The 20,579-nt window shown below is 51.2% G+C and carries 21 protein-coding genes and 1 tRNA gene; 4 read left to right on the top strand and 18 right to left on the bottom strand.

Annotated elements, in window-relative coordinates:
• Complete coding sequence (locus ACJMNB_RS11125; RefSeq protein ID WP_405342431.1) at positions 1 to 1,965, bottom strand: hypothetical protein; 1,965 nt, start codon at positions 1,963 to 1,965, stop codon at positions 1 to 3.
• Between the two features lie 170 nt (positions 1,966 to 2,135).
• On the opposite strand from ACJMNB_RS11125, the gene ACJMNB_RS11130 reads away from it, so the two are divergent.
• The 4 genes from ACJMNB_RS11130 to ACJMNB_RS11145 are packed head-to-tail and all read left to right on the top strand — an operon-like array spanning position 2,136 to position 5,997.
• Positions 2,136 to 3,407 (top strand): chloride channel protein, encoded by a 1,272-nt coding sequence (locus tag ACJMNB_RS11130; protein WP_405342468.1) that lies wholly within the window; start codon positions 2,136 to 2,138, stop codon positions 3,405 to 3,407.
• A gap of 45 nt (positions 3,408 to 3,452) precedes the next feature.
• The gene (locus ACJMNB_RS11135) at positions 3,453 to 4,379 is read left to right on the top strand and encodes a radical SAM/SPASM domain-containing protein (protein ID WP_405342433.1); all 927 of its coding nucleotides are present in this window, start codon (positions 3,453 to 3,455) and stop codon (positions 4,377 to 4,379) included.
• An 18-nt stretch (positions 4,380 to 4,397) separates the two neighbouring features.
• Positions 4,398 to 5,249 (top strand): arginase family protein, encoded by an 852-nt coding sequence (locus tag ACJMNB_RS11140; RefSeq protein ID WP_405342435.1) that lies wholly within the window; start codon positions 4,398 to 4,400, stop codon positions 5,247 to 5,249.
• Positions 5,236 to 5,997, top strand: coding sequence for a pseudouridine synthase (locus ACJMNB_RS11145; protein WP_405342437.1), 762 nt, complete (start codon positions 5,236 to 5,238; stop codon positions 5,995 to 5,997). The genes ACJMNB_RS11140 and ACJMNB_RS11145 overlap by 14 nt, the downstream gene beginning before the upstream one ends.
• A 1-nt stretch (position 5,998) precedes the next feature.
• On the opposite strand, the gene ACJMNB_RS11150 is transcribed toward ACJMNB_RS11145, so the two are convergent.
• The 17 genes from ACJMNB_RS11150 to ACJMNB_RS11230 form a co-directional block, all read right to left on the bottom strand.
• Positions 5,999 to 6,619: a hypothetical protein gene (locus ACJMNB_RS11150; protein WP_405342439.1), complete on the bottom strand. Its 621-nt coding sequence runs from the start codon at positions 6,617 to 6,619 to the stop codon at positions 5,999 to 6,001.
• Positions 6,620 to 6,646: 27 nt separating this feature from the next.
• On the bottom strand, positions 6,647 to 7,336 hold the full coding sequence (ftsE, locus tag ACJMNB_RS11155) for a cell division ATP-binding protein FtsE (RefSeq protein ID WP_405342441.1): 690 nt from the start codon (positions 7,334 to 7,336) through the stop codon (positions 6,647 to 6,649).
• Positions 7,337 to 7,371: 35 nt separating this feature from the next.
• Positions 7,372 to 8,661 carry a peptidylprolyl isomerase gene (locus ACJMNB_RS11160; protein ID WP_405342443.1) on the bottom strand — a complete coding sequence of 430 codons (1,290 nt, stop codon included), beginning with the start codon at positions 8,659 to 8,661 and terminating at the stop codon, positions 7,372 to 7,374.
• Positions 8,661 to 9,485 (bottom strand): hypothetical protein, encoded by an 825-nt coding sequence (locus ACJMNB_RS11165; RefSeq protein ID WP_405342445.1) that lies wholly within the window; start codon positions 9,483 to 9,485, stop codon positions 8,661 to 8,663. Before ACJMNB_RS11165 ends, ACJMNB_RS11160 begins: the two co-directional genes overlap by 1 nt.
• A gap of 87 nt (positions 9,486 to 9,572) precedes the next feature.
• Positions 9,573 to 10,991 carry an MBOAT family O-acyltransferase gene (locus ACJMNB_RS11170; RefSeq protein ID WP_405342447.1) on the bottom strand — a complete coding sequence of 473 codons (1,419 nt, stop codon included), beginning with the start codon at positions 10,989 to 10,991 and terminating at the stop codon, positions 9,573 to 9,575.
• Positions 10,992 to 10,994: 3 nt separating this feature from the next.
• Positions 10,995 to 11,393, bottom strand: coding sequence for a hypothetical protein (locus ACJMNB_RS11175; protein ID WP_405342448.1), 399 nt, complete (start codon positions 11,391 to 11,393; stop codon positions 10,995 to 10,997).
• A gap of 45 nt (positions 11,394 to 11,438) precedes the next feature.
• Positions 11,439 to 13,121 carry a hypothetical protein gene (locus tag ACJMNB_RS11180; protein ID WP_405342450.1) on the bottom strand — a complete coding sequence of 561 codons (1,683 nt, stop codon included), beginning with the start codon at positions 13,119 to 13,121 and terminating at the stop codon, positions 11,439 to 11,441.
• Between the two features lie 15 nt (positions 13,122 to 13,136).
• Complete coding sequence (locus ACJMNB_RS11185) at positions 13,137 to 14,330, bottom strand: hypothetical protein (RefSeq protein WP_405342451.1); 1,194 nt, start codon at positions 14,328 to 14,330, stop codon at positions 13,137 to 13,139.
• Between the two features lie 177 nt (positions 14,331 to 14,507).
• A tRNA-Asn gene (locus tag ACJMNB_RS11190) sits at positions 14,508 to 14,580 on the bottom strand.
• Positions 14,581 to 14,713: 133 nt separating this feature from the next.
• A complete protein-coding gene (locus tag ACJMNB_RS11195) occupies positions 14,714 to 15,754 on the bottom strand; it encodes an RluA family pseudouridine synthase (RefSeq protein ID WP_405342452.1) in 1,041 nt (346 codons plus the stop codon).
• Positions 15,754 to 16,389 carry a nicotinate-nicotinamide nucleotide adenylyltransferase gene (locus ACJMNB_RS11200; protein WP_405342453.1) on the bottom strand — a complete coding sequence of 212 codons (636 nt, stop codon included), beginning with the start codon at positions 16,387 to 16,389 and terminating at the stop codon, positions 15,754 to 15,756. The genes ACJMNB_RS11195 and ACJMNB_RS11200 overlap by 1 nt, the downstream gene beginning before the upstream one ends.
• Before the next feature lie 13 nt (positions 16,390 to 16,402).
• Positions 16,403 to 16,999, bottom strand: coding sequence for a hypothetical protein (locus ACJMNB_RS11205; RefSeq protein ID WP_405342455.1), 597 nt, complete (start codon positions 16,997 to 16,999; stop codon positions 16,403 to 16,405).
• 7 nt (positions 17,000 to 17,006) lie between these two features.
• On the bottom strand, positions 17,007 to 17,414 hold the full coding sequence (locus tag ACJMNB_RS11210) for a hypothetical protein (RefSeq protein WP_405342457.1): 408 nt from the start codon (positions 17,412 to 17,414) through the stop codon (positions 17,007 to 17,009).
• A 5-nt stretch (positions 17,415 to 17,419) separates the two neighbouring features.
• Positions 17,420 to 18,526: a ribosome small subunit-dependent GTPase A gene (gene rsgA / locus ACJMNB_RS11215; RefSeq protein WP_405342458.1), complete on the bottom strand. Its 1,107-nt coding sequence runs from the start codon at positions 18,524 to 18,526 to the stop codon at positions 17,420 to 17,422.
• Between the two features lie 79 nt (positions 18,527 to 18,605).
• Entirely contained in the window at positions 18,606 to 18,899 is a 294-nt protein-coding gene (locus tag ACJMNB_RS11220; RefSeq protein WP_405342460.1) for a hypothetical protein, read from the bottom strand.
• A gap of 178 nt (positions 18,900 to 19,077) precedes the next feature.
• Positions 19,078 to 20,253, bottom strand: coding sequence for an FISUMP domain-containing protein (locus tag ACJMNB_RS11225; protein WP_405342462.1), 1,176 nt, complete (start codon positions 20,251 to 20,253; stop codon positions 19,078 to 19,080).
• Between the two features lie 91 nt (positions 20,254 to 20,344).
• Positions 20,345 to 20,579, bottom strand: a 235-nt coding sequence (locus tag ACJMNB_RS11230; RefSeq protein WP_405342464.1) for a hypothetical protein, incomplete at its 5' end; no start/stop codon positions are given.

The raw sequence follows: 20,579 nt of genomic DNA on the forward strand, positions 1-20,579 counted from the left end.
CTAAAGACCGTCCCACTCCATGGGAGATTGCCAGAAGTCACGAGCCGTCATCATGTAAATCACAAGACGCTTGCTCTGCATATCCTTCTTCATTTTCATCATGCGGTGATACACGCCAGGGCCGCCGCCCCAGCTGGTAAGCACTTGCACGTCAAGGCCCGTTGCATAAGCCAGAAGCGAGCCAGGACCGCCGCTCTTTTGATCGACGGATTCAAACACGCCCGTAAAGGAATCGCCCATCAAAAGAATCGGCGAATTCTTGCCGCCCTTGTAAGCTTCAGTGCCCTTGAAAATCTTCATGACCGGCAAAGTATCTGCCGGATACTTGGACTTTTCGGCATCGGGCAAATGAGCCACCAAATCACCTTCACGAAGGGTCTTTGTTTCCTGCAAATTCAAGGAACCCGGCTGAGCGCCCGATTCGGCGTACCAAGAATACTGCGTCACGCGAGAAGCCAGCAATTCCATGGCCGCAAGCATACCCGGCAATGCCCAGTGAGTATCGTAACGCTGGTAACTGTAATGGGGCGGTTCATCGCCAGACTTGGCTGCCATCAAGGCCGGGTAAAGATCCAGCACGTCAAGGCCCGCGGCAAGCATTTCGCGAGTAAATTCACGGCCAGCGGGGTTCACGCAAAGGTCGGCCGCAGTGCCATCTACCAGGCGTTCGCCATAAATTTCTTCTTTCACGGGAACCGGCACTACCAAAAGCTGTACGTTCAGGGAATCCAGATACTTTTTGAGTTCCAACAAGCGCGGAAGCGGATTATGCAAAGAATCCTGTTGCGTTATTTTATCCGCAAGCAGATAATTGGCATTGCGCCTGAACCAAAGCATGTCGCCATTAGCCCAAGCGTTCTGCTCCTTAGGCAAATTTTTGAGCTTTTTCGAAAGACTTTCACGGAATTTCTTTGTCGCCGCATTTTCGGGACAGGAACCTTCGAGCGAAGCAAGAGTCTCGAGCCTGAAAGCGGAATTCGTATCGAGAACGCGGTTCACCGGCACCACCTCCCCCGCTTCGGCCAAGGAATCCGCCGTACGCTTGGCACGCAGGGCTTCGTCACTCAGGCGGAATGCAGGCACTTCAAAGGCAACCCACATCGGCGAACCCATGGGGTTGCCGCGCATCACGGCAAAAGGCCTATTCTTGTCGCCTTCCCACGGGGCACCGGCCGTATGGGGTTCCAAGTCCGTATTCAAAGTCGGATACCAGTAAGACGACAAAGTGCGAGCCCAATTCATGGCATCGTCAATGTTCATTTCGCCGGTCAAATAGTAATTCAGGATTTCAGCGGTTTCACCCTTAGAGCTAAGTTTCAGTTTGCCATAAAATACGGAACGTTCCGTCCACTGCGCAGGCATCACTTCGACCCACCAGTCCACGGAACCATCGCTCAGGGGAACACCCCACATACGAGTCACCGTCTGGAAAGCACGGAATACATCGGGTTCATCCCACTTGACGGCTTCAACGGAATTCAACACCTGAGCCAAGGAATCGCTCCCGGTCTGCGCATAAAGAATCTTCGCAAGGGGTTCCCAAGCCAAGGGCTGGCGGCCCGCAACCGCCTCCGGTTCGTATTCCGAAAGGGATTCCAGCATCGGGAACGGATATTCAGCAAGCTTTGCCGAAGCCATCTTGCCTGTATAATTTTCAGGTTTATCTTCTTTGCCCGCCAAGCGAATCGGATTGTTGAAATATGCCGCAAAATCAAGGGCTGCAAGAGTAGGCTTGTTGACCACACGCACTTGCTTGTCTGCATTCAAGAACCTCATTTCGAACATTGTGACAGGAGTTGAAGGCTGGGGCGGCAATGCAGCAGGTAGACTTTCAGCAGAAACACTGGGCTGAGCCGTCTCAGGCTCCTGCTTGCTAGAGGCGCAAGAAGAAAGGGACCATGTCAAAGCAGCCAGAACGGAGACTGCCACTGAAATTTTTTTATAGCGGGATTCGAGAAATTTCATAATTAAAATATACTAAATCTGTTTTTCAGTCTAAATTTCTAAATTTACCGCGCAATCAAGGATTATCCATGAATTTTAGAGATTTTGGCAAATACAACCAGTTCAAGGAACAATTCGCCGGCATGTCTCCCGAAATGAAGGAGCAGATGATGCGCATGGCGAAGGAACAAATGAAGGCTCGCATTCAAGCATTTGTTCAAAAATGGCTTTCGCTCCCCATTCTAACGATTGTCGCCGTTGCCTTGGGCGCAGTTGTCGGAGCACTTACGGCCTTCTTTGGGCAGGTTTTGTTGACTGTCAGCGCCTTGCGCGATGCCAACCCCATTTATTGGATTCCGGGGCTCGCCCTCATCGGTGTCGCCATTGTCCTGGGTTACCAGAAATTCGGCAAGGGAACCGAGCGCGGCATGGATATGGTTTTTGGGGTCGCCCACGGGAAAGAAAGCGAAATTCCGCTGCGCATGATCCCCATGGTTGCAGTAAGCACTTGGCTCACCCACTTGTTCGGCGGTAGCGCTGGTCGCGAAGGCGTCGCCATTCAGATTGGGGCAACACTCGGCCACAACATCAGCAAAAAGATTCATGTCGAAAACGCAGGCAAGATTCTGCTCATTGCCGGTATGGCCGCAGGCTTTGCAGGCCTTTTCCAGACACCGTTAGCCGCCATTGCGCTGGCTCTTGAAGTTTTGCTCGTGGGTTACTTGAATCTGTCGGCGTTGCTCCCGGCAACGGTCGCGGCATTTACTGCCTACAAAGTTTCTGAAATGCTCGGGCTCGAAAAGTTCTCGGTGAACTTGAGCGGTCTGTTCCCGAATTGGAACGTGGCAGGTCTCCTGTGGAACGAAAATGGCCTTGACATTCATTTTGTGTTGAAGCTTGCCCTGCTGGGCGTTTTATTCGGAATCGTAGGCGGCGGCTTTGCCAAGTTGCTATCGCTTGCCAAGAAACTTTTCGCAAATAAGTTGCCCAACCCGCTTAAGCGAATCGCCTTCGTAGGCATTGCCCTCAGCGCATTGATTCTCCTTTTCTGGCAAGGCCGTTATGCGGGCCTCGGCACAAACTTGATTGACTTGAGCTTTGCAGCTTCAGCGCAAGATGCCTCCACGATTTACGCCTGCGACTGGATTCTAAAATTCGTGCTGACCATCGTGACGGTCGCCGTCGGATTCAAGGGCGGCGAAGTCACCCCGTTGTTTGCCATCGGAGCAACCTTTGGCACTTGGGTAGCCGCCATGGTGGGCGTACCCCTGCCCCTTGCCGCTGCCCTCGGTTACGCGGCCGTCTTTGGCGGTGCCACCAACACCCTATTCGCCCCCATCTTTATCGGAGCCGAAATCTTCGGATTTGATACACTCCCCGCCTTCTTTATCGTTTGCGTGGTCGCCTTCGTTTGCAACGGCGGACAAAGCATTTACGCACAGAAGAAATTGAGACTCAAATAAGAAGGATTGCCGCGCCTCTAACGAGGCTCGCAATGACGTAAAAAAATGAACGCGGTCTATATCGAAATCACGGACGTTTGCAATTTGAATTGCAGCTTTTGCCCCTGCGGCAAGGCGAATTCATCATCGTCCCATTCGGCAAATAGGCCCCGCGAGTTCATGAGCACGGAACTTTTTGAAAAGTGCATCGAGGAATCCGCCACTGTCGCCGAAAACGTCTTCTTTCATGTTCTTGGTGAACCTACGCTGCACCCCGGTTTCGGACAGTTCCTCAAAAGACTGGAGCAGACACCGCTCAAGTTGAACTTGACCACCAACGGCACCACCATTGCGCGCGTCGGCAAATTGATTTTGGCTTCCCCTGCAGTGCGACAGGTGAATTTTTCAACCCACGCCTACGCAGAATTGCCGCAAGATGAGGCAACCCGCCACCTTCAAGATGTTCTTGACTTCTGCAAGATGGCGAATGCCGTTCGACCAGACCTCTACATTAATTTAAGGCTTTGGAATGTCGGCGATGCGGCCAGCAATTCTTGGAACGAGATGATGCTTGCCAAGGTGAATGAAGCCTTCGGAAACACTGTTGAGGACTCCGCCAACGCCGAATCTGGCATGCAGATTTCGCTGGAACATTTCTGCAGCCGTCATAAGAGTTTTAATGTCGTCGGGAGAATTTACCTCCATCAAGATTCCCGCTTTGAATGGCCCGAAAAGCCTTCCGCGACCGATATGACTGTCGCCGGCACATGCCGCGCCCTCGATACGCATGTAGCCATTTTGCACGACGGGCGCGTGGTCGCTTGTTGCCTCGATTACAGTGGTCAAATCACCCTCGGGAACATTGCGGACCAGAGCCTTGCAGAAATTCTTGAATCGCCTGCGGCCAAGAACCTGCGCGAAGGATTCGAAAAGCACGAATTGCGCCACCCGCTTTGCCAAAGCTGTACTTTTTGCAAGCGCTTCGGGAAATAAGTTTATATTTGAGTCAAGATGCCGATAGTCACCATTCATGATTTCACAGGCGTTTACGCCGAGCAGCCCTTTATGCAAGAGCTGCGGGAGTCTGCGGCTACCGACAAGAACATTCATTGGCTAGACTGCACAAAGATAGAAGGTACCGACTGCTACTGCGATGACGAAGCGCAAGCAGTCCTTCACAAAATGATGGACGAAGCCGGCGCCACCGCCGAACCCGCCCCCGGCATTCACTTCTTTGATAACGGCAATTATCACTACATGAGCAAACTCTGGACGGACCGCGTCCAAGAACCTTTTGATCTTGTGGTATTCGACCACCATCCCGACATGCAACCGCCTAGATTCGAAGGCATTTTAAGTTGCGGTGGCTGGGTTCTGGAAGTCTTGAAGAACAATCCCTTCGTGCAAAGCGTCACGCTGATTGGTGTCGCTGATCACCTGGTAGATGAAATCCGCGAATGGATTACTTCGCTTCCTGCGGACGCTCGCAATGACGTAAATGGAGCTTTGCTCGATAGAGTCAAATTCATTCGCGAAAGTGAATTGAAAAGCGAACTCACAGACCTATCTTCTCATTTCACATCACACATCCCACACTCCACATCCCTTTACATCTCCATCGACAAGGACGCACTCTCTACGGCAGAAGCGGCGACCAACTGGGATCAAGGATCGCTCACCTACGAGCAACTCTCAGCAACCCTTACAGCGCTTACGCAGAACCACAAGATTTTAAGCATTGACATTTGCGGCGAACGGGCCCGGGATATGGACTTTGCGGACACATCCACAGCAGATGCGCTCAACAATGCGCTGAACGAGAAACTTTTTCACACACTGACGGGGCTCCATGGCATTCTATAACCGCAACAAGCCCCAAAAACAAGGCGCCCACGGCGTCGCCCGCGTGATTTCCAAGCGCGGCTATTGCAGCCGTAGCCAGGCAGAAAAACTGGTGAAAGAAGGCCGCGTGACTCTCCGCGGAAAGGTCGTATTCGACATCGACACCCCCACCTACGAAAACGACGAAATTCTCGTAGACGGCAACAAGATTGAAGCCAACGCCAAAGTTTATTTCGCCATGAACAAACCCCGCGGAATCGTCACTACCGCCAGCGATGAAAAGGGCCGCAAGACCGTCATGGACTTATTCCGCGAGCAATTCACCAAGATGTACCCGGGCAAGCAAATGCCCCACATTTCGCCCGTGGGCCGTCTCGACGCCGCCAGCGAAGGCCTGTTACTGTTCACCAACGACACGCAATGGGCCGACGAACAGCTGACCTCGCCCACACACAAGAAAATCTACCGCGTGCAAGTTTCCGGCAAGCCCACCGGCGAAGAACTCGCGCAAATGGAAAAAGGCTTCAACGTCGCGCCCCGCGTCTTCGGAGAAAAAGAAGAATTCATGCACGCCGAGCGCGTCACGCTCTTAAGCGAAGGCGAAAAGAACTGCTGGCTTGAATTCACCCTCACCGAAGGCAAGAATCGCGAAATCCGCCGCATGCTCGCCCACCTCGGCTACGAAGTCATGCGACTCATGCGCATCCAATTCGACAAATACGTTCTCGGCGATTTAAAGCCCGGCGAAATCAAGGTCATCCAGACCTAGCTTAATACCAATTCCCCATATAGATTCTTAGATAAAACCGAGAACCTTTTTTCAGGTCATAGGTATCCTTGACCACATAGGCATACGATGCAGAAATCCTAATCAAGAATACATTCAAGTTTACATCTGCATGGGGTCTAAAATAAAACTCACGGCCGGGACTAAAAGCAAACCAATCCGTCTTATAACCAACTCCAACCGATACGGTCGTAAGACCTTCCCAAAAATAATACTCCAAAGTTGGATTCATCAGGGCCAGCACCCCATACCAAATATTTTCAGGCATATAGCCAACAAAAACAAGCGGAAAAAATCCCAGCGACACAAGGCCACTCATGCCCGTTATTCTTGCAGTCGAATCAGAATCTTCCCTGTCCTTGTCAGACATAATATGGACATTCAACAAATCAGCCGTCAAATAAAGGCGGTTCAAAATGGGAGATCCCCCTTCAACCACCATATTGCAATCAACATGATCGGACCATGTAGAGATATCGGCACCGCCATAAACCACATTATGGGTATTGTCTCGCCAATGCTCATACACAACATCTTCTTCTGAAGCGAGTGTAGATAAACTAAAAAGGAGCAAGAAAACAAAGCACCTAACCCAAGCTCCCATTCCCTACCCCTCCGAATTTAAAATAAATTAAATCAAGTCTCTATTCAAGAGTTCGCCGTGATCAAGCACCAGGCGACGGAAGGGGCTATTCAAGTAAAAGTCCGGGTTATGGGTAGCCATCACCACAGTCGTTCCGCGGGCATTGATTTCCTTGAAAATCCTGAAAACTTCTTCGGCGTTTTTCGGGTCCAAGTTACCGGTCGGTTCGTCAGCCAAAAGCAGGTACGGGTTATGTACCATGGCTCGCGCAATCGCCACGCGCTGCTGTTCACCGCCCGAAAGCGTATAGGGCATGGCAAAACGTTTCTGGCTAATGCCCACAAGTGCCAAAGCATCAAATACAGCCGCATTGATCAGCTTGCTGGGAGTTCCCACAATGCGGAGCGCAAGAGCCACATTCTCGAAAACATTGCGGTCCGGCAGCAGCTTAAAGTCCTGGAAAATAATTCCCATCTTACGGCGAAGCGCCTGAATCTTGTTATCGGGAGTGTTCTTGCTGTCATACAGGCAGTCGCCCGTAAACTTCACCATCACCTGGCCGCCGCGTTCTTCGTCGGGGCGTTCATCCATGTAAATCAACTTCAAGAGCGTTGACTTACCGGCACCCGAATGCCCTGTCAGAAAAACGAATTCACCTTTATGAATGCGCAACGTCACATTGGAAAGAGCCTTCCAATTATCCTCGTAAGATTTAGTGACGTGGTTAAAGTGAATCATAAGGCCCGCAACTTAGTGTTTTAACGAAAAATAAATTATTCCGTCATGCGGATTTCGATATGGACTTCGTTGCGCCACTTTTTCACCAAAGCTTCAAGCTTCTGGTTTTCAAGATGGGTTGCAGCCATCTGCTCAATCTTGCCGTAATCTTCTTCCAGAGTCAAATCGCGAGTCTGGCGAGAATCGTCCAAGCGGAACAAGTGGTAAGCGCCATCAATCAGCACCGGTTCCGAAATTTCGCCCACTTCCAAATTGGCCACTGGTTCCACATAAGCGGGTTCCATTTCGTTGCGCTGGAACCAACCGAGGCGACCACCGGCAAAGTTGCTGGACTTGTCTTCGCTATACTTCCTTGCGGCTGCGGCAAATGCTTCCGTAGACTTGATATTCTTCTGCAGGGAATCAGCAAGAGCGATCACAGCGGCAGTATCCTTAGCCGTCGGAATCGTGCGGAGCAAAATCTGGGCAGAACGCACACCGTCTTCTTTACGGCCAAGCACGCGGGCAATATGCCAGCCCAGCTTCGTCTTCACCGGGTTAGAAGAATACTGACCGTTCTTCAAGGCATCCAGAGCGCGTTCAAAAGCCGGGTCCAACTGGCCGCGCTTGAAATATCCCAGGTCGCCGCCCTTGGCAGCAGAAGTGTCCTGCGAATGGGCCTTGGCCAAAAGTTCAAAGCTCATACCCAAGTTAAGGGTATCAATCAAGGAATCGGCAATGCGTTTCACCGAGTCCACAATCATGGAATCGGGAACAATGGGCAACTGGATATGGCTCAACAGCACACAGTTGAACTGCTGCGGAATTGAGTCCTTGTAATTGGCAAAAAAGGCATCCACCTCTTTTTTGGTGGGCGTAATCGCACCAACGTGTCTCTGACGCACGCGGGCCATTTCAATATGGCCACGAATCTGCTTAGACAGCTGGTCGCGGTACTGCGCCATGCTAATGCCAAGCTGGGCACGAATAGCTTTTTCGAGAGTAGCCAAGTCCGTATTCTGGCTTGCGGCAAGCTGAGACAAGTGGGCGTTCACACGCTGGTCCACTTCGGTATCGGTAATCACGATGGAATCGCGGTCAATACGGCTGAGCAGAACCTTTTCTTCAATCAACTGGTCCAGCACATACTTGCGCTGGTCCGCTTCCGACATGGCGTTTCCTTCGGGAGTTTCCTGAAAGCGATACAGGCTATTCAAGTACTCCGAACGCATAATCGGTTTGCCATCGACAACCGCAGCAATTCCTTCCATCAATGCTGGTTCAGCCTCGGCAAAAGATATCCCGAGAATGCACAAAGCAAAAACCAAACGACCAGGAAACTTCATTACTTTTCCTTTTCACTAAAAACATTCATCTGCGAGAAAATCGGACGGGCCTTCTTCCATTCCTTCTTCAGGCGAGAAAGAACCGTCTTCTGGTGCTCGACCCAAGCGCGGGCAGCCACGTCTTCGGCAACTTCGGCATAGGGCAGCACATCGGCGGAGTCAAGCCTAGACACCACCACAGCCATCTTGATGGCGCCACCGCAGACCTTGATGGTCGAAAGCGTACCCAGTTCAGCATCAGCCAGCGAAGGAATCATGCAGCTATCGGGGCTAACCGAGACCGTATCGAAGGTTTCAATACGCTTTACCATCCAGTTGGCAGCCGGATAAGTTTCATAAGTCAACTTCTTATGGCTCTTGTAATACATGTCGGCCATCTGCCAATCCTTAAAGTAAAGGATTGCGCCCGTCACCAAGTTGCGGCCGCGCACGAAGAATTCCGGGTGGGCATGGTAGTAATCCAGCTTTTCGGCATCGCCGACCATCATGGTATCGGCGAAGGTCTGCAAATAAAAGTCCACCGTTATCTTGCGTTCGGTACGCTTGATCTGTTCCTGCAAGGCAGGATCCTTCCAGAAACCCTTGGCAATGGCTTCCTGGTAAATGGTTTCCTCATCAATCCAATGTTCCAGGAAAGTCAACTTTTCGCGATCCGTCATGTAATCCCATTCAGGAACAAGACGGTAAACTTCAGATTCGCGCAGCTTAGCCTCTCCCACCGAGACCACCACCGGGTCTTCCTTGGAAAATGGAACATCGCAGCCCGTCAGGCAAATAAACGAGCATGCACACAAAGTCAGCAAAGAACGGAATAAATAATTCATCGGGCGTAAATTTAGAAAAAACGCAGCTCGACGCCCACTCTACAAACATTCTTTTACTTTAATAGAACTCTTTTTCCCAACTCGTCGTTAGAATTGGAAATAAAGGAACGGATTATAGCTCTGGGTAAACAGGGCAAGGACTGCAACCACAAAGATGACAAGGGCTATGGCCACCCGGTAGGGCGACACCTTATCGCACCAGTCATAACTGCGGAATCTCCAGAACGAAAGCAAAAAGGCCAGCGCCATAAAGAACAGGCAACTCGGCGTAAAGATTTCCGCCGACAGAATTGCATCGGCAGAGCTCACCGCATTAAGCCCCAGCATGCACTTCCACATGCGCCAGGCTTCACCGATATTGTCGGCACGGAACAGCACCCAGCCAAAGAGCACAATCACCTGCGTAATCAAGAGCTGCACCACCAGGGGCAACTTGTAGTAAAGCGCCTGCTTGTTGTTTGCACGTTCCAAGATCATGAAGAAGGCATGGTACAGGCCCCAGCACACAAAAGTCCAGTTAGCCCCGTGCCAAACGCCGCTGACAAACATCACCATGAAAAGGTTAAAGTACAGGCGCGCCGTACCCACGCGGTTTCCGCCCATGGGAATATAGAGGTAATCGCGGAACCAGCTCGTAAGCGAGATATGCCAGCGTTTCCAAAATTCCGTAATGCTCTTGGAACGGTAAGGGCCATTGAAGTTACGCGGGAAATGGAACCCGAGCATAAGGCCAAGCCCAATAGCCATATTGGAATAGGCCGAAAAGTCAAAGTAAATCTGGAACATGTACGCCAGGGAGCCCCACCAACTGTTGAGCACGCCAGGAGCGTCGGCGGCAAATACGCGGTCCGCAATAATGCCCACCTGGTTCGCAAGGAAAATCTTTTCGGCAAAACCGAAACAGAAAAATACCATGCCTCGTACAAAATTTTCAAGGGTATGTTCACGGGTCGCCAGTTCCTCGGCCACCGTATTGTAGCGAACAATGGGGCCCGCCACCAGCTGCGGGAAAAGCGCCACGTAACAGGCGAATGTGGCAAAATCCTTTACCGGAGGAGCCGTACCGCGCCACACGTCAATGGCATAACTCATGGACTGGAAGGAATAGAACGAAATACCCACCGGCAAAAGTACGGTCATCACCGAGAAGGACTCACAACCCAGCTTCGTAACCACATCGTTTAGCACCCCCATGCCAAACATGTAGTACTTAAAGAACCCCAGAGCCCCGAGATTTACCGCAATCGCAGCACCCAGTGCCAGGTTCCGTTGCAAATTGGAAGCTCCCGGAGCCGAAATAAAGCGCCCGGCCACATACACCACCAGGGTGCAGCCGAACATCAGGAACACAAGCCACGGTTCAAGCCAACCGTAAAAGACGTAGCTGAAAATCGTAATGAAGAAATTCAGCGTCGAATGCTTCGCGTGCAACTTGTACAGCACGAAGTAACCGACCAAAAAAGTCGGCAAGAAATAGAACAGAAACAGCTGAGAAGAAAAAACCACGAACTACTCGTTCACTTCGATAGCCAGGTAACGGGGGGATTCGTCGTCGAAGTATTCATCTTCTACGGCGCCATCCCAGTTGCCTTCGAGGGGCACCAGTTTAAGCTTATGCTTGGCCTTGGCCTTGAATTCGCCTACATTGCCCTTGGACTTGTCTGCCATCTTGTCTTTCACCTTGCCACGGGCGATCAGGGGGTTATAGACACCCACCAGCACATCCTTGGCATCCAGTTTGCCCGATTCCACCTTGAGCACCTTGTACTTGAACACATACACATAGCTGTACAAGTCATTGCTCGGCATCTTGCCCGGAATCTCGGTCAAGCGGCCTTCGATAGATATAGGATCTGCCACGGCGAAAACGGCAAAGGCAAACAAGGTAATCAATAATTTCTTAAGCATAAGGTCTCCCTAGAAACAATATACAAAAACTATCCGACGTCAACGCTAGATTTTTGCACGGATAAAGAACGCGGAGCCATCTGTTTGACGGTTGGCATAGAAAACCCAGATGCGATGAACCGAGCCGTCGACCCATCCGTATTCATTACAGGCACCTTCATCGATCATCTTCGAGGCAAGGGGATCAGCAGCGCCGCACCCGTGATTGTTCGCAGCCAGCATATTCAGGCTGATCTGCGGAGACGGAACCGTCTGGTGATCACCACCGCCGTCATGAACCAGAACGCCATCCACATAAACCCACATGTCATCAATAGACATGAACTGCAGATAGCCCTCATCTTCAGCCTTGTACACAAACTGCGCATAAGCCTGCACCGTAAAATGATAATTGCGCAAATGCTGGAGGCCCAAAGATCCCGCAGCAGCCGCGGCGTTCCATGCGGCGCTATAACCGAATCCCGATTCAACAGAACGGGGACCGCCGTACGACAACCAACTAGAGCAAAGATTTGTTGTACTATAGCCGAATCGGTCTACTTGGTTCGAGGCATACTCATAATCGTAAGGAGGACAATAAATAGACAGACTCTGGGGGCCAAACTGGTCGTGAGCATCCTTCGAATCCCCACACGGCTTGGAGCAAACCCACATATCCGTGGCAGGGTCAATGGAATCTAACGGGAAGAATCCGCCATTGTTGTAGTCATAATCGACAACAAAGTTACCCCGTTCGCCATCGACACGTTCAAGATTAAGCGTTGTATTGGTCCGTTTATTAACGTCTGCAACATCTGCGAACCACTGGTCAAAATACTGGTTGTCGCAGAGATCTGCGGCCTTTACAATTCGCGCGCCATTCAGCATGCCATATTCGCCAGCATCGCCAGAATCAAATAACAAGTCCGAGCTAACCATACCCGGCGTATAGTACACTTCGTCCGACCAAGCCATTCTAGACCCCGGACAAGCCTTTGCCAACATGTCAGGGTTATTGATATAATTATTGTAAAAACCTCTCCGAACGCGGCCCGATTCAAGACATTCCCCGTAAGCCAAAGCGGGCTGAAGAGAGGACTGCTGAAGATAGGGAGGCAATGCGGCATTCGCAAATAACGGCAATCCATCCGTACCGATCGCAGATCCTGCATGAGATGCCTTATTTCCGCATGTCAGGTGATACATGTCTTTACTATACCAGAGCTCGTCGTATCCAGGATATTTTCCCGAAACAATCGCATCCCTCTTGCCAACACCTCTTTTGGTAACACCAGCATATTCTTCTACAAAATTTTCAAAGTCCGGATGGTTCGCCTGAAAATCACGGATAATCACGTCAAAACAGAACTTCGAAGAAGAACGCTTATTAACCGGGCAACTAAGTTCAATCCCAGAATTCACCACCGGTTCATTTTTAGAAGGTTTCGAAGGGTTTTCCACCGGTTCATTTGCCGGAGCAGAATTACGCAATATGGAGCTGTCTGTTTCAACCCAACCTCCGTTCCTGCACACGACCAGGTTGTCATCGGTCTTTACAAAAAAGACACGTCCTTCCAGCAAATCATCACAATCATCCAAGTAGGATATATCCTGCACCGACTTCACCTCAATGGGCCTTTGGGCGGTTTCCATTTCAATCAAAGTCGTAATATCCGTAGATTCACAGCCACAAAAGGCCAACACAAACAAGGAGGCAACGGCCCAATATTTTTTTCCTAAACGGAACATGTTTTCCGGCCCTCCTTAGAACAGCCACGCAACGGCACGAATTCCGGCATGCCAAGCAGTTGCCTTATAGTCGCCGCTAAAGGCAAAATTCATGGAATTGCTCAATTCATAGTTGAAAAAAGCATCCACTTCAAAAGAAACGGGCTTCACAGGAATTTTATAACCCACCGCCACTTCAAGGGGGATTTCGGTCAAGGCCCTTAAGGCCCACACAGTTCTACCGTCATCATAAAGCATAATGTCATTCGTCAAGGACGAATAGACCGAAGCGCCCACTTCCGCCACAAAGCCGCATTCCAGTCCAGACATGAAGCGGGCAAAGGCACCGCCGCCCAAACGCCAGAGCCCTTCGTTAACGGTACCCATCTCTTCGCTCACATAGATCCGTTCGTACTTGAAAAGACCTTCAAGGCGCAAGGCAAAATGCGAATAGCCAATCATGGCCGTAATGCCGGCTCCGGCACTCGGAACCGTAAAGGAATTGGACATCAACTTCTGATTAAACAAGCCATAGGAACCGTTTACCAAAAGTCCCATTCCCCAAAAACGCGGAGATTCCTTTTTATCTGCATGGAGCGAATCGTACATGGCATAGCCATCGACCGTAGCAGTCGCGGCAGAATCAGGCTTTGCCGCCACCGGCGCCACCGTATCTTTTGCTACAGAATCTACAGCAGCCACAGGCATTGCTGCGGCATCAGTCTTAGAGGAATCCACCAGCGGAGAATCAACAACGGCATTTGAATCCACAACCGTTTCCGACGATTCAGAAATCATCTCCGCACCGAATTCCGTAGAAGCCGAATCCGGTTCTGCCACTACAGGAGCCACAGGCTGTTCTTGCACAGGTTCCGCAACAACAGGAGCTGGTTCGGTAACCGCAGGTTCACCCTGCTGAGGCAGCGGATCGCCACGGCGAATAATCGGTTCCGGTGCAGGTTTGGCCACCGGTTCAACAACCGGCTGGGCTACAGGCTGAGCAACCGGTTGCGCGGCGGGCTGGGCAACAGGTTCCGCAACGGGTTGCGCAACAGGCTTTTCCACAGGTTTAGCAACCGGCTTCGCCTCCGGTTTTGCGGCAGGTTTTGCAACCGGAGCTTTTTTGACAGGCTTCGCCTCGGGAGCCGGAGTTCCCCACAGGTCGTTTTCGGCATTTGAACTGCCCAGTTCGCTATCGTTTCCCCACAGGTCGTCGTCAGCAAAAGACACCGAGGGAATCCCCACCCACAAAATTAAAAAGAGGTATGTTTTTAGAAAACGCACGGTGCTATTCTCCAAATAGAACTGATTTGTTAAAAAATAAAAATATTTCTTAAATTTCCTAGATACAAATCGCCTGGATATAGCAAAAGAAAAAGGTCCCGACTCTCATCGGAACCTTTTTCACTGCTTCACTTGGACTCGAACCAAGGACAACGCGATTAACAGTCGCGGGCTCTACCAACTGAGCTATGAAGCAATTTGGTTTTGCCTTTGAGATTGCTCTCATCGACGGCACCAAATATAGATAATCAGAATATTTCGTCAAGGGGTAAGTGCGAATTTTTTGCGATTTTTTTGAAAAAAATCATTTTCGAGAGCTTTTTGCAATTTTAGACGCCGCTTTCAGCCCTTTCCACCAACTCCGCCATCTCTGCAGGGAAATCTCCGCATTCAAAAACGCGGGATTCTCTCCAGTAAGGCAACTGGATTTCCACCTTGTAGGCGTAAAGCATCTGCGAACTACCGCCGAGGGCCGCCAGGTCTTCGGCGGAAAGTCCCGCTTCAGAATTGTCCACGGATGCATCGCGGGACCAGGAGCGGGACATCTTCTCGTAGTAAACGCCATCGAAGCTGTACAGGCGGTCGCCCAGAATCGGGTACCCGAGCTCGGCGAGGTGTGCACGAATCTGGTGCTTGCGGCCCGTCAAGAGTTCGGCCTCCACCACGGAATACTTCGTCTCGCCACCCACCGGCTGCGGCAATATACCAACGCCTACCTTCCTAAAGCGGGTGTGGCAGGGCTTGCCATCGGCAAAGTGGTGCATGCGGAGCCGCAAGCGGTCCGCGGGGTCTTCGCGCAAAGGCATGGTGCAGTCCACAGGCTCGTTCGCAGGAGTTCCCTCAACCGCGAAGTCCCCGCGCACGACCGCCATATAAAACTTCTTCAGCAAGATTCGGTCCAGATTCTTCTGGAACCGCGCCGCCGACTCGGCATACTTCGCAAACAGCATCAACCCGCCCGTGTCGCGGTCCAAGCGGTGCATCGGGGTCGCGGTCTCGTAATCAGTCCCACGGCGCACAATCGAGGCAAAGGTATTGTAGAATATGTGCCCCGTGTGGTGAACCGGCACGCCCGCGGGCTTTGCCACCAGCATAAACTCATCGTCTTCGAAAACGACCTTGAAATCCGTGGGCACTTCGGGCTCGGTGTAGTTCGCCACATGGTAAATCACCTTGTCGCCACGGTGGGCCACCGTTTCAAGGTTCGCCACTTCCCCATTCACCTTCACGAACCCGCCGGCAATCTTTTCGCCCCAAAGTTCGCGGCTGTGGTAGGTAAAGCGTTTGCACAAGGAATCCAGCAACAGCCAGCCCTCGTGTTCGGGCTGCACCACGCTTTCAAAATACATGTCAGAAGGCGCGCGCGACATTAGTCCCTGTACAATCCATGTTGCTTAATGTACTCGTACACCTTCGGGTGCAAACCCTTGGGCTCGTCGCCGCACAACAGCGCCTTGCGAATGGCCGTGCTGGAATACACGCCTTCAAAACCCTCTTCGGGGCCAAGCCACAAAAGGTCGGCATAGCCCTTCGCCTTGTGAGCCTCCATGTCCGGCTTCGGGTAACCGTTGCGGGCGAACACAATCAGTTCAATGTCACGCAACAGCAAGTGTCCGTTATAATTCGTACCGAAGAACGTCATGGGGTCGCGCCAGTGCGGAATGCCGTCGTAGGTATCGGCGCCCGTCAGCAAACGGAAATTGATATCCGGGAATTTTTCCTTGAGCCCGCACAAAAACACGTACGAACCACGAAAATCGCCCTGTTGAATTTCCAAATCCGAAAGAATCAGTCGCGGGTCGCCTTCCATGGCTAGTTCAAGCATGGCAAAGCGGTCTTCGGGGCTAGCATTAAGTTTTTTGTCCCAACGGTCAGGACTCGGCATGAACCAGACTTCATCGCAAAACTTTTTTGCAAGGCAAGTCTTAGCCACCCGAATATGATCCAAGTGCACCGGATCGAAAGCTCCCCCTAAAACAGCAACATTCTTCGTATATTCAGACAAAATCAATCCTTAACTAAAACACGTAAGAGGCAAAGCCCACATTCAGCTGCAAGCGACCGCCATGAACCTTCTTGTCCTTAAACGGGTCGTAATGGGTCAACACCCAGCGGTAACCCACTTCGGCAAAGAGCAAGGTCTTCGAGAAAATCGAGAACAGCGAACCAAAGCTTGCGCCCCATTCGTTCCAGGCGATATCGCCCAAGTCGCTCAGTTCCTTGACGCGCGAATAGCTACCCATCAGGTAGACTTCACCCAGCAAATGGATACCCAGTTCAAAATCAAATTCAGAATGGTCCACGTCGTATTCTTCGCCATTTTCCATATCTTCGTCATAGCAGAACATGCCGTATCCCACGCGGAACACACCGAGTCCCGGGTACCAGATACCGATCATGGGTTCAATCTGGTAAAGCCCGATTCCCCGTTCCGTACCAACGCCCGTGCCCGAACCAAAACCAAGGGCTCCGCCCAAAATCAAGGGCGTGCGGATTCCGTTAAGCAACGGTCCTGCGGACGGTGCCCCACCAGCACCCATAGACATGGCATCCTGGGACCAGGCCGGCACACTGGCGAACAGAGCAAGAATAACCAAGGCGATTAACTTTTTCATAAAGCCCTCACGATACAGAAATCAAAGCCACCCCAAGGCCCATCAAGACATTCACCGCGGCATCGACCTTGGTAATCTTGAAAAACTTCGGGCGGATAGAATCTTCCTTAAAAATCTGCGAAATTTCCAAATGGGAAAGATACATGGAAATGGCAAGTTTCAAGAATACGGCGCCCACCACCCAGTAGGCAAAGTCCGAAAGGTAAGTCAGCGCAATAAACAAAAGCGAAAGCGTACCCGTCAGCACCAAATTCGAACGGCGCACAGCGCCCTCGTCCGAATCGTTTTCCAGCGCCAAGGCCTTGAATTCTTTGACTTTTTCGCAAATTGCCTCGTAGCTCGTCACCAGCTGGTGCAGGTTATAACCCACCAGCACAATGGACGCCACCAAGGTAATTTTTACCGCAATATCCATCAAACCTAGTTCCTAGAATTCAAAATTCGCAAATAACTCGCATAGCGTGCACGGGAAAGTTTCCCCGACTCCACCGCCTCGCGCACCGAGCAGCCCGGTTCCTTCAAATGCTTGCAGTTGCTGTACTTGCAGGTAAACAAGTCGCCCTCGAAGAATCCCGGGAAAATCTTCGCCAAAGTTTCGCCGTCCATGTCGTCGTCGCCGTCGGCAAGGCCAATGCTTCGAATCCCCGGCGTATCGATCACGTATCCGCCCCCCGGAAAATCGAACAGGCTCGAAGAAGTCGTCGTATGCCGGCCCTTTCCGTCGCGTTCACGCACGGCGCCCGTTTCAAGTTCGGCCCCCGGCACCAGCGCATTCACCAGCGTCGATTTGCCCACACCGCTCTGTCCGCTGAACACCGAAGACTTGCCCAGCAGTTCCTCGCGCAAGCGTTCCAGGCCCACGCCCGACTTCACGCTCACGGGAATCACCTTGTCCACGATACTCATAAAGTCGCGGATATCGTCTGACAAGTCGGCCTCGCCGTTCGGGAGCAAGTCCATCTTGGTCAGCACCAGCACAAAAGGCAAGTTGTTCAGGTTCGCCGCCAGCAAAAAGCGGTCCATAAATCCGTAATTGAACTCCGGCTGCGTCACGCTCGCGACAATCACCACCTGGTCAATGTTTGCCGCCAGGGTAAGCTTACGCCTAAAGCTGTCGCGGGGACCGGGGCGCTTGAGTTCGCTCTTTCGCGGAAGCACGCGCACCACGCAATACTTCTGGGAGCCCACGCCTTCGCCGCTATCTTCGTCTTCGTTCACCTGGCCAAGCAACACGCGGTCGCCCACGGCCGGAAATTCGCCCAAAGCCTTCGAAGTGGTCGCGCGGTACATCGCAGTCACCGTCTCGCGCCCAATGTCATCCTGAGCGGAGCAAAGCGAAGCCGAAGGATCTAATCTGACTTCACATGTCCGGCGGTGCACTTCCACCACCAACCCCTCGACGCAATCCTTTTCGTCGATTTTTTCGAGGGGGTCCTTAATCTTCTTGATGCGGGGATTCTTGAATTCGCGGCTGAAGCGTTCCTTGACGGGGCGTTCATCCACAACACCCGATTCCAATTCGCGCATAACGTCAATACGCCTGCTGCGGTGATCGCGGCGGGTCGGCCTTACACGTCTAGGCTCTCGTTCGTTTTCGAATTCGTCCTCAAACATTGCGCTTTTGGTCTTTAGCGTTCTTTTGGCAATTTAGAAAATCCGGCAAAGTTTCTTCCAGTTCTTCTTCCGAAACGGGCCTGTTCTGGCGAATGGACTCCATCAAAAAGTGAATCGCCTTCAGGCGTCCATTGCATTTCTCGATACAGTTGTCGTAGAAACCCTTCGTTTTGTAATCGCCTTCGACCACGCGCTCAGACGCATACAGAAAATGCTCCACGCAAATCGAAAGCTGCTCGGCTTCCGCCCGCAAGTCAACAAGGTTACTCTTCGTAAAAAACGGCATGACTCAAAGATAGAAAAAAAGGGAGAAGTCTCTCCCTGATTGCAGCCTTGCTTGTGTCATCCTAGGCACTTCGATAAACTCAGGGTAAACTCCGTCGAAGGATCCAAGCAAGGCTTCCATCACCCTCTCGCCTAGGGGGACACCCCCTAACACCCCCAAGCCACCGGAATTTCCCTGTTTAATAGTCCTTCGTGCAGCGAACCGGTAAATAGCTAAACCGTTCAGCCCCAGAGTCCCACTCAATACCATCTTTACTTATCACAGATGCTTTACCGCAATCATCGTACTTCGGAATCAAACTCGGCTGCCATACATACGCAAATGTTTCATACCCATAAAATTTTCCTTTTAACGAATACCCTGCCGGAAGAAGCGAGAAACCGTAAAGGTCATACCCTCCCCATACAGCCCTGGAATTAACTCTGCCACCCCCTCCAATAAGGCGCCATTCATCTTCCGTCATGATATGCCAACCCTTCGGGCATATTCCCTGAATGTATTGATTAATGTATTCACCATTATCAAAATACGTTGTATCGAGTTTTTCGACGGCAACTGTATCATACTTTTTAGGGATGTTCATGGCCTCACTCCATGAATAGAGACCGCCAAAGCCGTTATCGCAATACCATTCGTCGTCGTTGTAGCAGACTTTTTCCACCACGGAGTCACTAAACTCCGTCGCATTTGCCATAATTTGCTTTCCGTAATTCAGGTTTTCGGCAAAGAATGTACGCGTTTTGGCAAGACCATAATCAATTGTAATTGTAACAATCTTATATTCCTGACCATCGCGTTCATCGACAAATGTTTCATAATCAATATTTGATGCAAACTGTTTTTCCATATTGGGGTGCGGCACATAGGGCTTTATGGTGTCTTGGCCAGCAATAGAGTCCATCAACCACATATGAGCCCTGCATGTATAATAAACAAACGCACCATCTTCATCATAAAAAGAAGCCGTATCTCCATTACAGCAGCGTTCCAACACAGTTATGCTACCATCATCATTGCGCTTATTCGGCACGCAAACCTCTGACGAAGAAGAAGACTCTTCCTGCGTCGAGCTACGGCCACTGCCATTCACAGAACTAGAACTCTTCTGCGAATCATCTCCGGACTTTACAGACGAAGAAGACTTTTCCATACCGACCGAAGAACTAGACCCTTCGACTTCGCTCAGGGTGACACTTGACGAGGATAGGCTTTCAGAGGCCGGTTCAGGGGAAACTGAAGAGGAAGAATCGTCACCACAACCGGCAACAAAGATTGCAAAAACAAAAGCCAATACGAGATGTATGGACCCCCTCCTTGCCAGTCGAGGGTGACTTGCTGCAATAACATTCTTCATAATCTCACCTAACCTTCAAATTTTTTGCAAAATATAACAAACTAAACGAAAAAGGCGGCCTTACGACCGCCCAAAGCAACTTTTCCTTAAATCACAGGGCTTCGATTTCCGCTACGGAAAGCTTAGACGCCGCCGCGATTTTTTCAATTGAAACGTCTAGACCCTTAAGAGCCTTTGCCATTTCGCGGGCTTTTTTCAGTTCTCCACGAGCCTCGCCAACGGATTCGCCTTCCTGGCGGGCACGGATTTCGGTGCTTGCAAGGATAATCTCGTAGTCCTCTTTCATCGACATGGCGTTCTCCTGGTCAGATAGAAGTTCTTCGTCC

Origin of the sequence: Fibrobacter sp. (assembly GCF_045131395.1) — a bacterium.
Taxonomy (GTDB): Bacteria; Fibrobacterota; Fibrobacteria; order Fibrobacterales; family Fibrobacteraceae; genus Fibrobacter.

Coding starts and splice junctions, on each gene's coding strand:
- ACJMNB_RS11145 (WP_405342437.1), top strand. CDS start 5,236: ATGGCATTCTATAACCGCAACAAGCCCCAAAAACAAGGCGCCCACGGC.
- ACJMNB_RS11135 (WP_405342433.1), top strand. CDS start 3,453: ATGAACGCGGTCTATATCGAAATCACGGACGTTTGCAATTTGAATTGC.
- ACJMNB_RS11150 (WP_405342439.1), bottom strand. CDS start 6,619: ATGGGAGCTTGGGTTAGGTGCTTTGTTTTCTTGCTCCTTTTTAGTTTA.
- ACJMNB_RS11195 (WP_405342452.1), bottom strand. CDS start 15,754: ATGTCGCGCGCGCCTTCTGACATGTATTTTGAAAGCGTGGTGCAGCCC.
- ACJMNB_RS11210 (WP_405342457.1), bottom strand. CDS start 17,414: ATGGATATTGCGGTAAAAATTACCTTGGTGGCGTCCATTGTGCTGGTG.
- ACJMNB_RS11220 (WP_405342460.1), bottom strand. CDS start 18,899: ATGCCGTTTTTTACGAAGAGTAACCTTGTTGACTTGCGGGCGGAAGCC.
- ACJMNB_RS11130 (WP_405342468.1), top strand. CDS start 2,136: ATGAAGGCTCGCATTCAAGCATTTGTTCAAAAATGGCTTTCGCTCCCC.
- ftsE (WP_405342441.1), bottom strand. CDS start 7,336: ATGATTCACTTTAACCACGTCACTAAATCTTACGAGGATAATTGGAAG.
- ACJMNB_RS11180 (WP_405342450.1), bottom strand. CDS start 13,121: ATGTTCCGTTTAGGAAAAAAATATTGGGCCGTTGCCTCCTTGTTTGTG.
- ACJMNB_RS11140 (WP_405342435.1), top strand. CDS start 4,398: ATGCCGATAGTCACCATTCATGATTTCACAGGCGTTTACGCCGAGCAG.
- ACJMNB_RS11225 (WP_405342462.1), bottom strand. CDS start 20,253: ATGAAGAATGTTATTGCAGCAAGTCACCCTCGACTGGCAAGGAGGGGG.
- ACJMNB_RS11205 (WP_405342455.1), bottom strand. CDS start 16,999: ATGAAAAAGTTAATCGCCTTGGTTATTCTTGCTCTGTTCGCCAGTGTG.
- ACJMNB_RS11160 (WP_405342443.1), bottom strand. CDS start 8,661: ATGAAGTTTCCTGGTCGTTTGGTTTTTGCTTTGTGCATTCTCGGGATA.
- ACJMNB_RS11125 (WP_405342431.1), bottom strand. CDS start 1,965: ATGAAATTTCTCGAATCCCGCTATAAAAAAATTTCAGTGGCAGTCTCC.
- ACJMNB_RS11165 (WP_405342445.1), bottom strand. CDS start 9,485: ATGAATTATTTATTCCGTTCTTTGCTGACTTTGTGTGCATGCTCGTTT.
- ACJMNB_RS11175 (WP_405342448.1), bottom strand. CDS start 11,393: ATGCTTAAGAAATTATTGATTACCTTGTTTGCCTTTGCCGTTTTCGCC.
- rsgA (WP_405342458.1), bottom strand. CDS start 18,526: ATGCGCGAATTGGAATCGGGTGTTGTGGATGAACGCCCCGTCAAGGAA.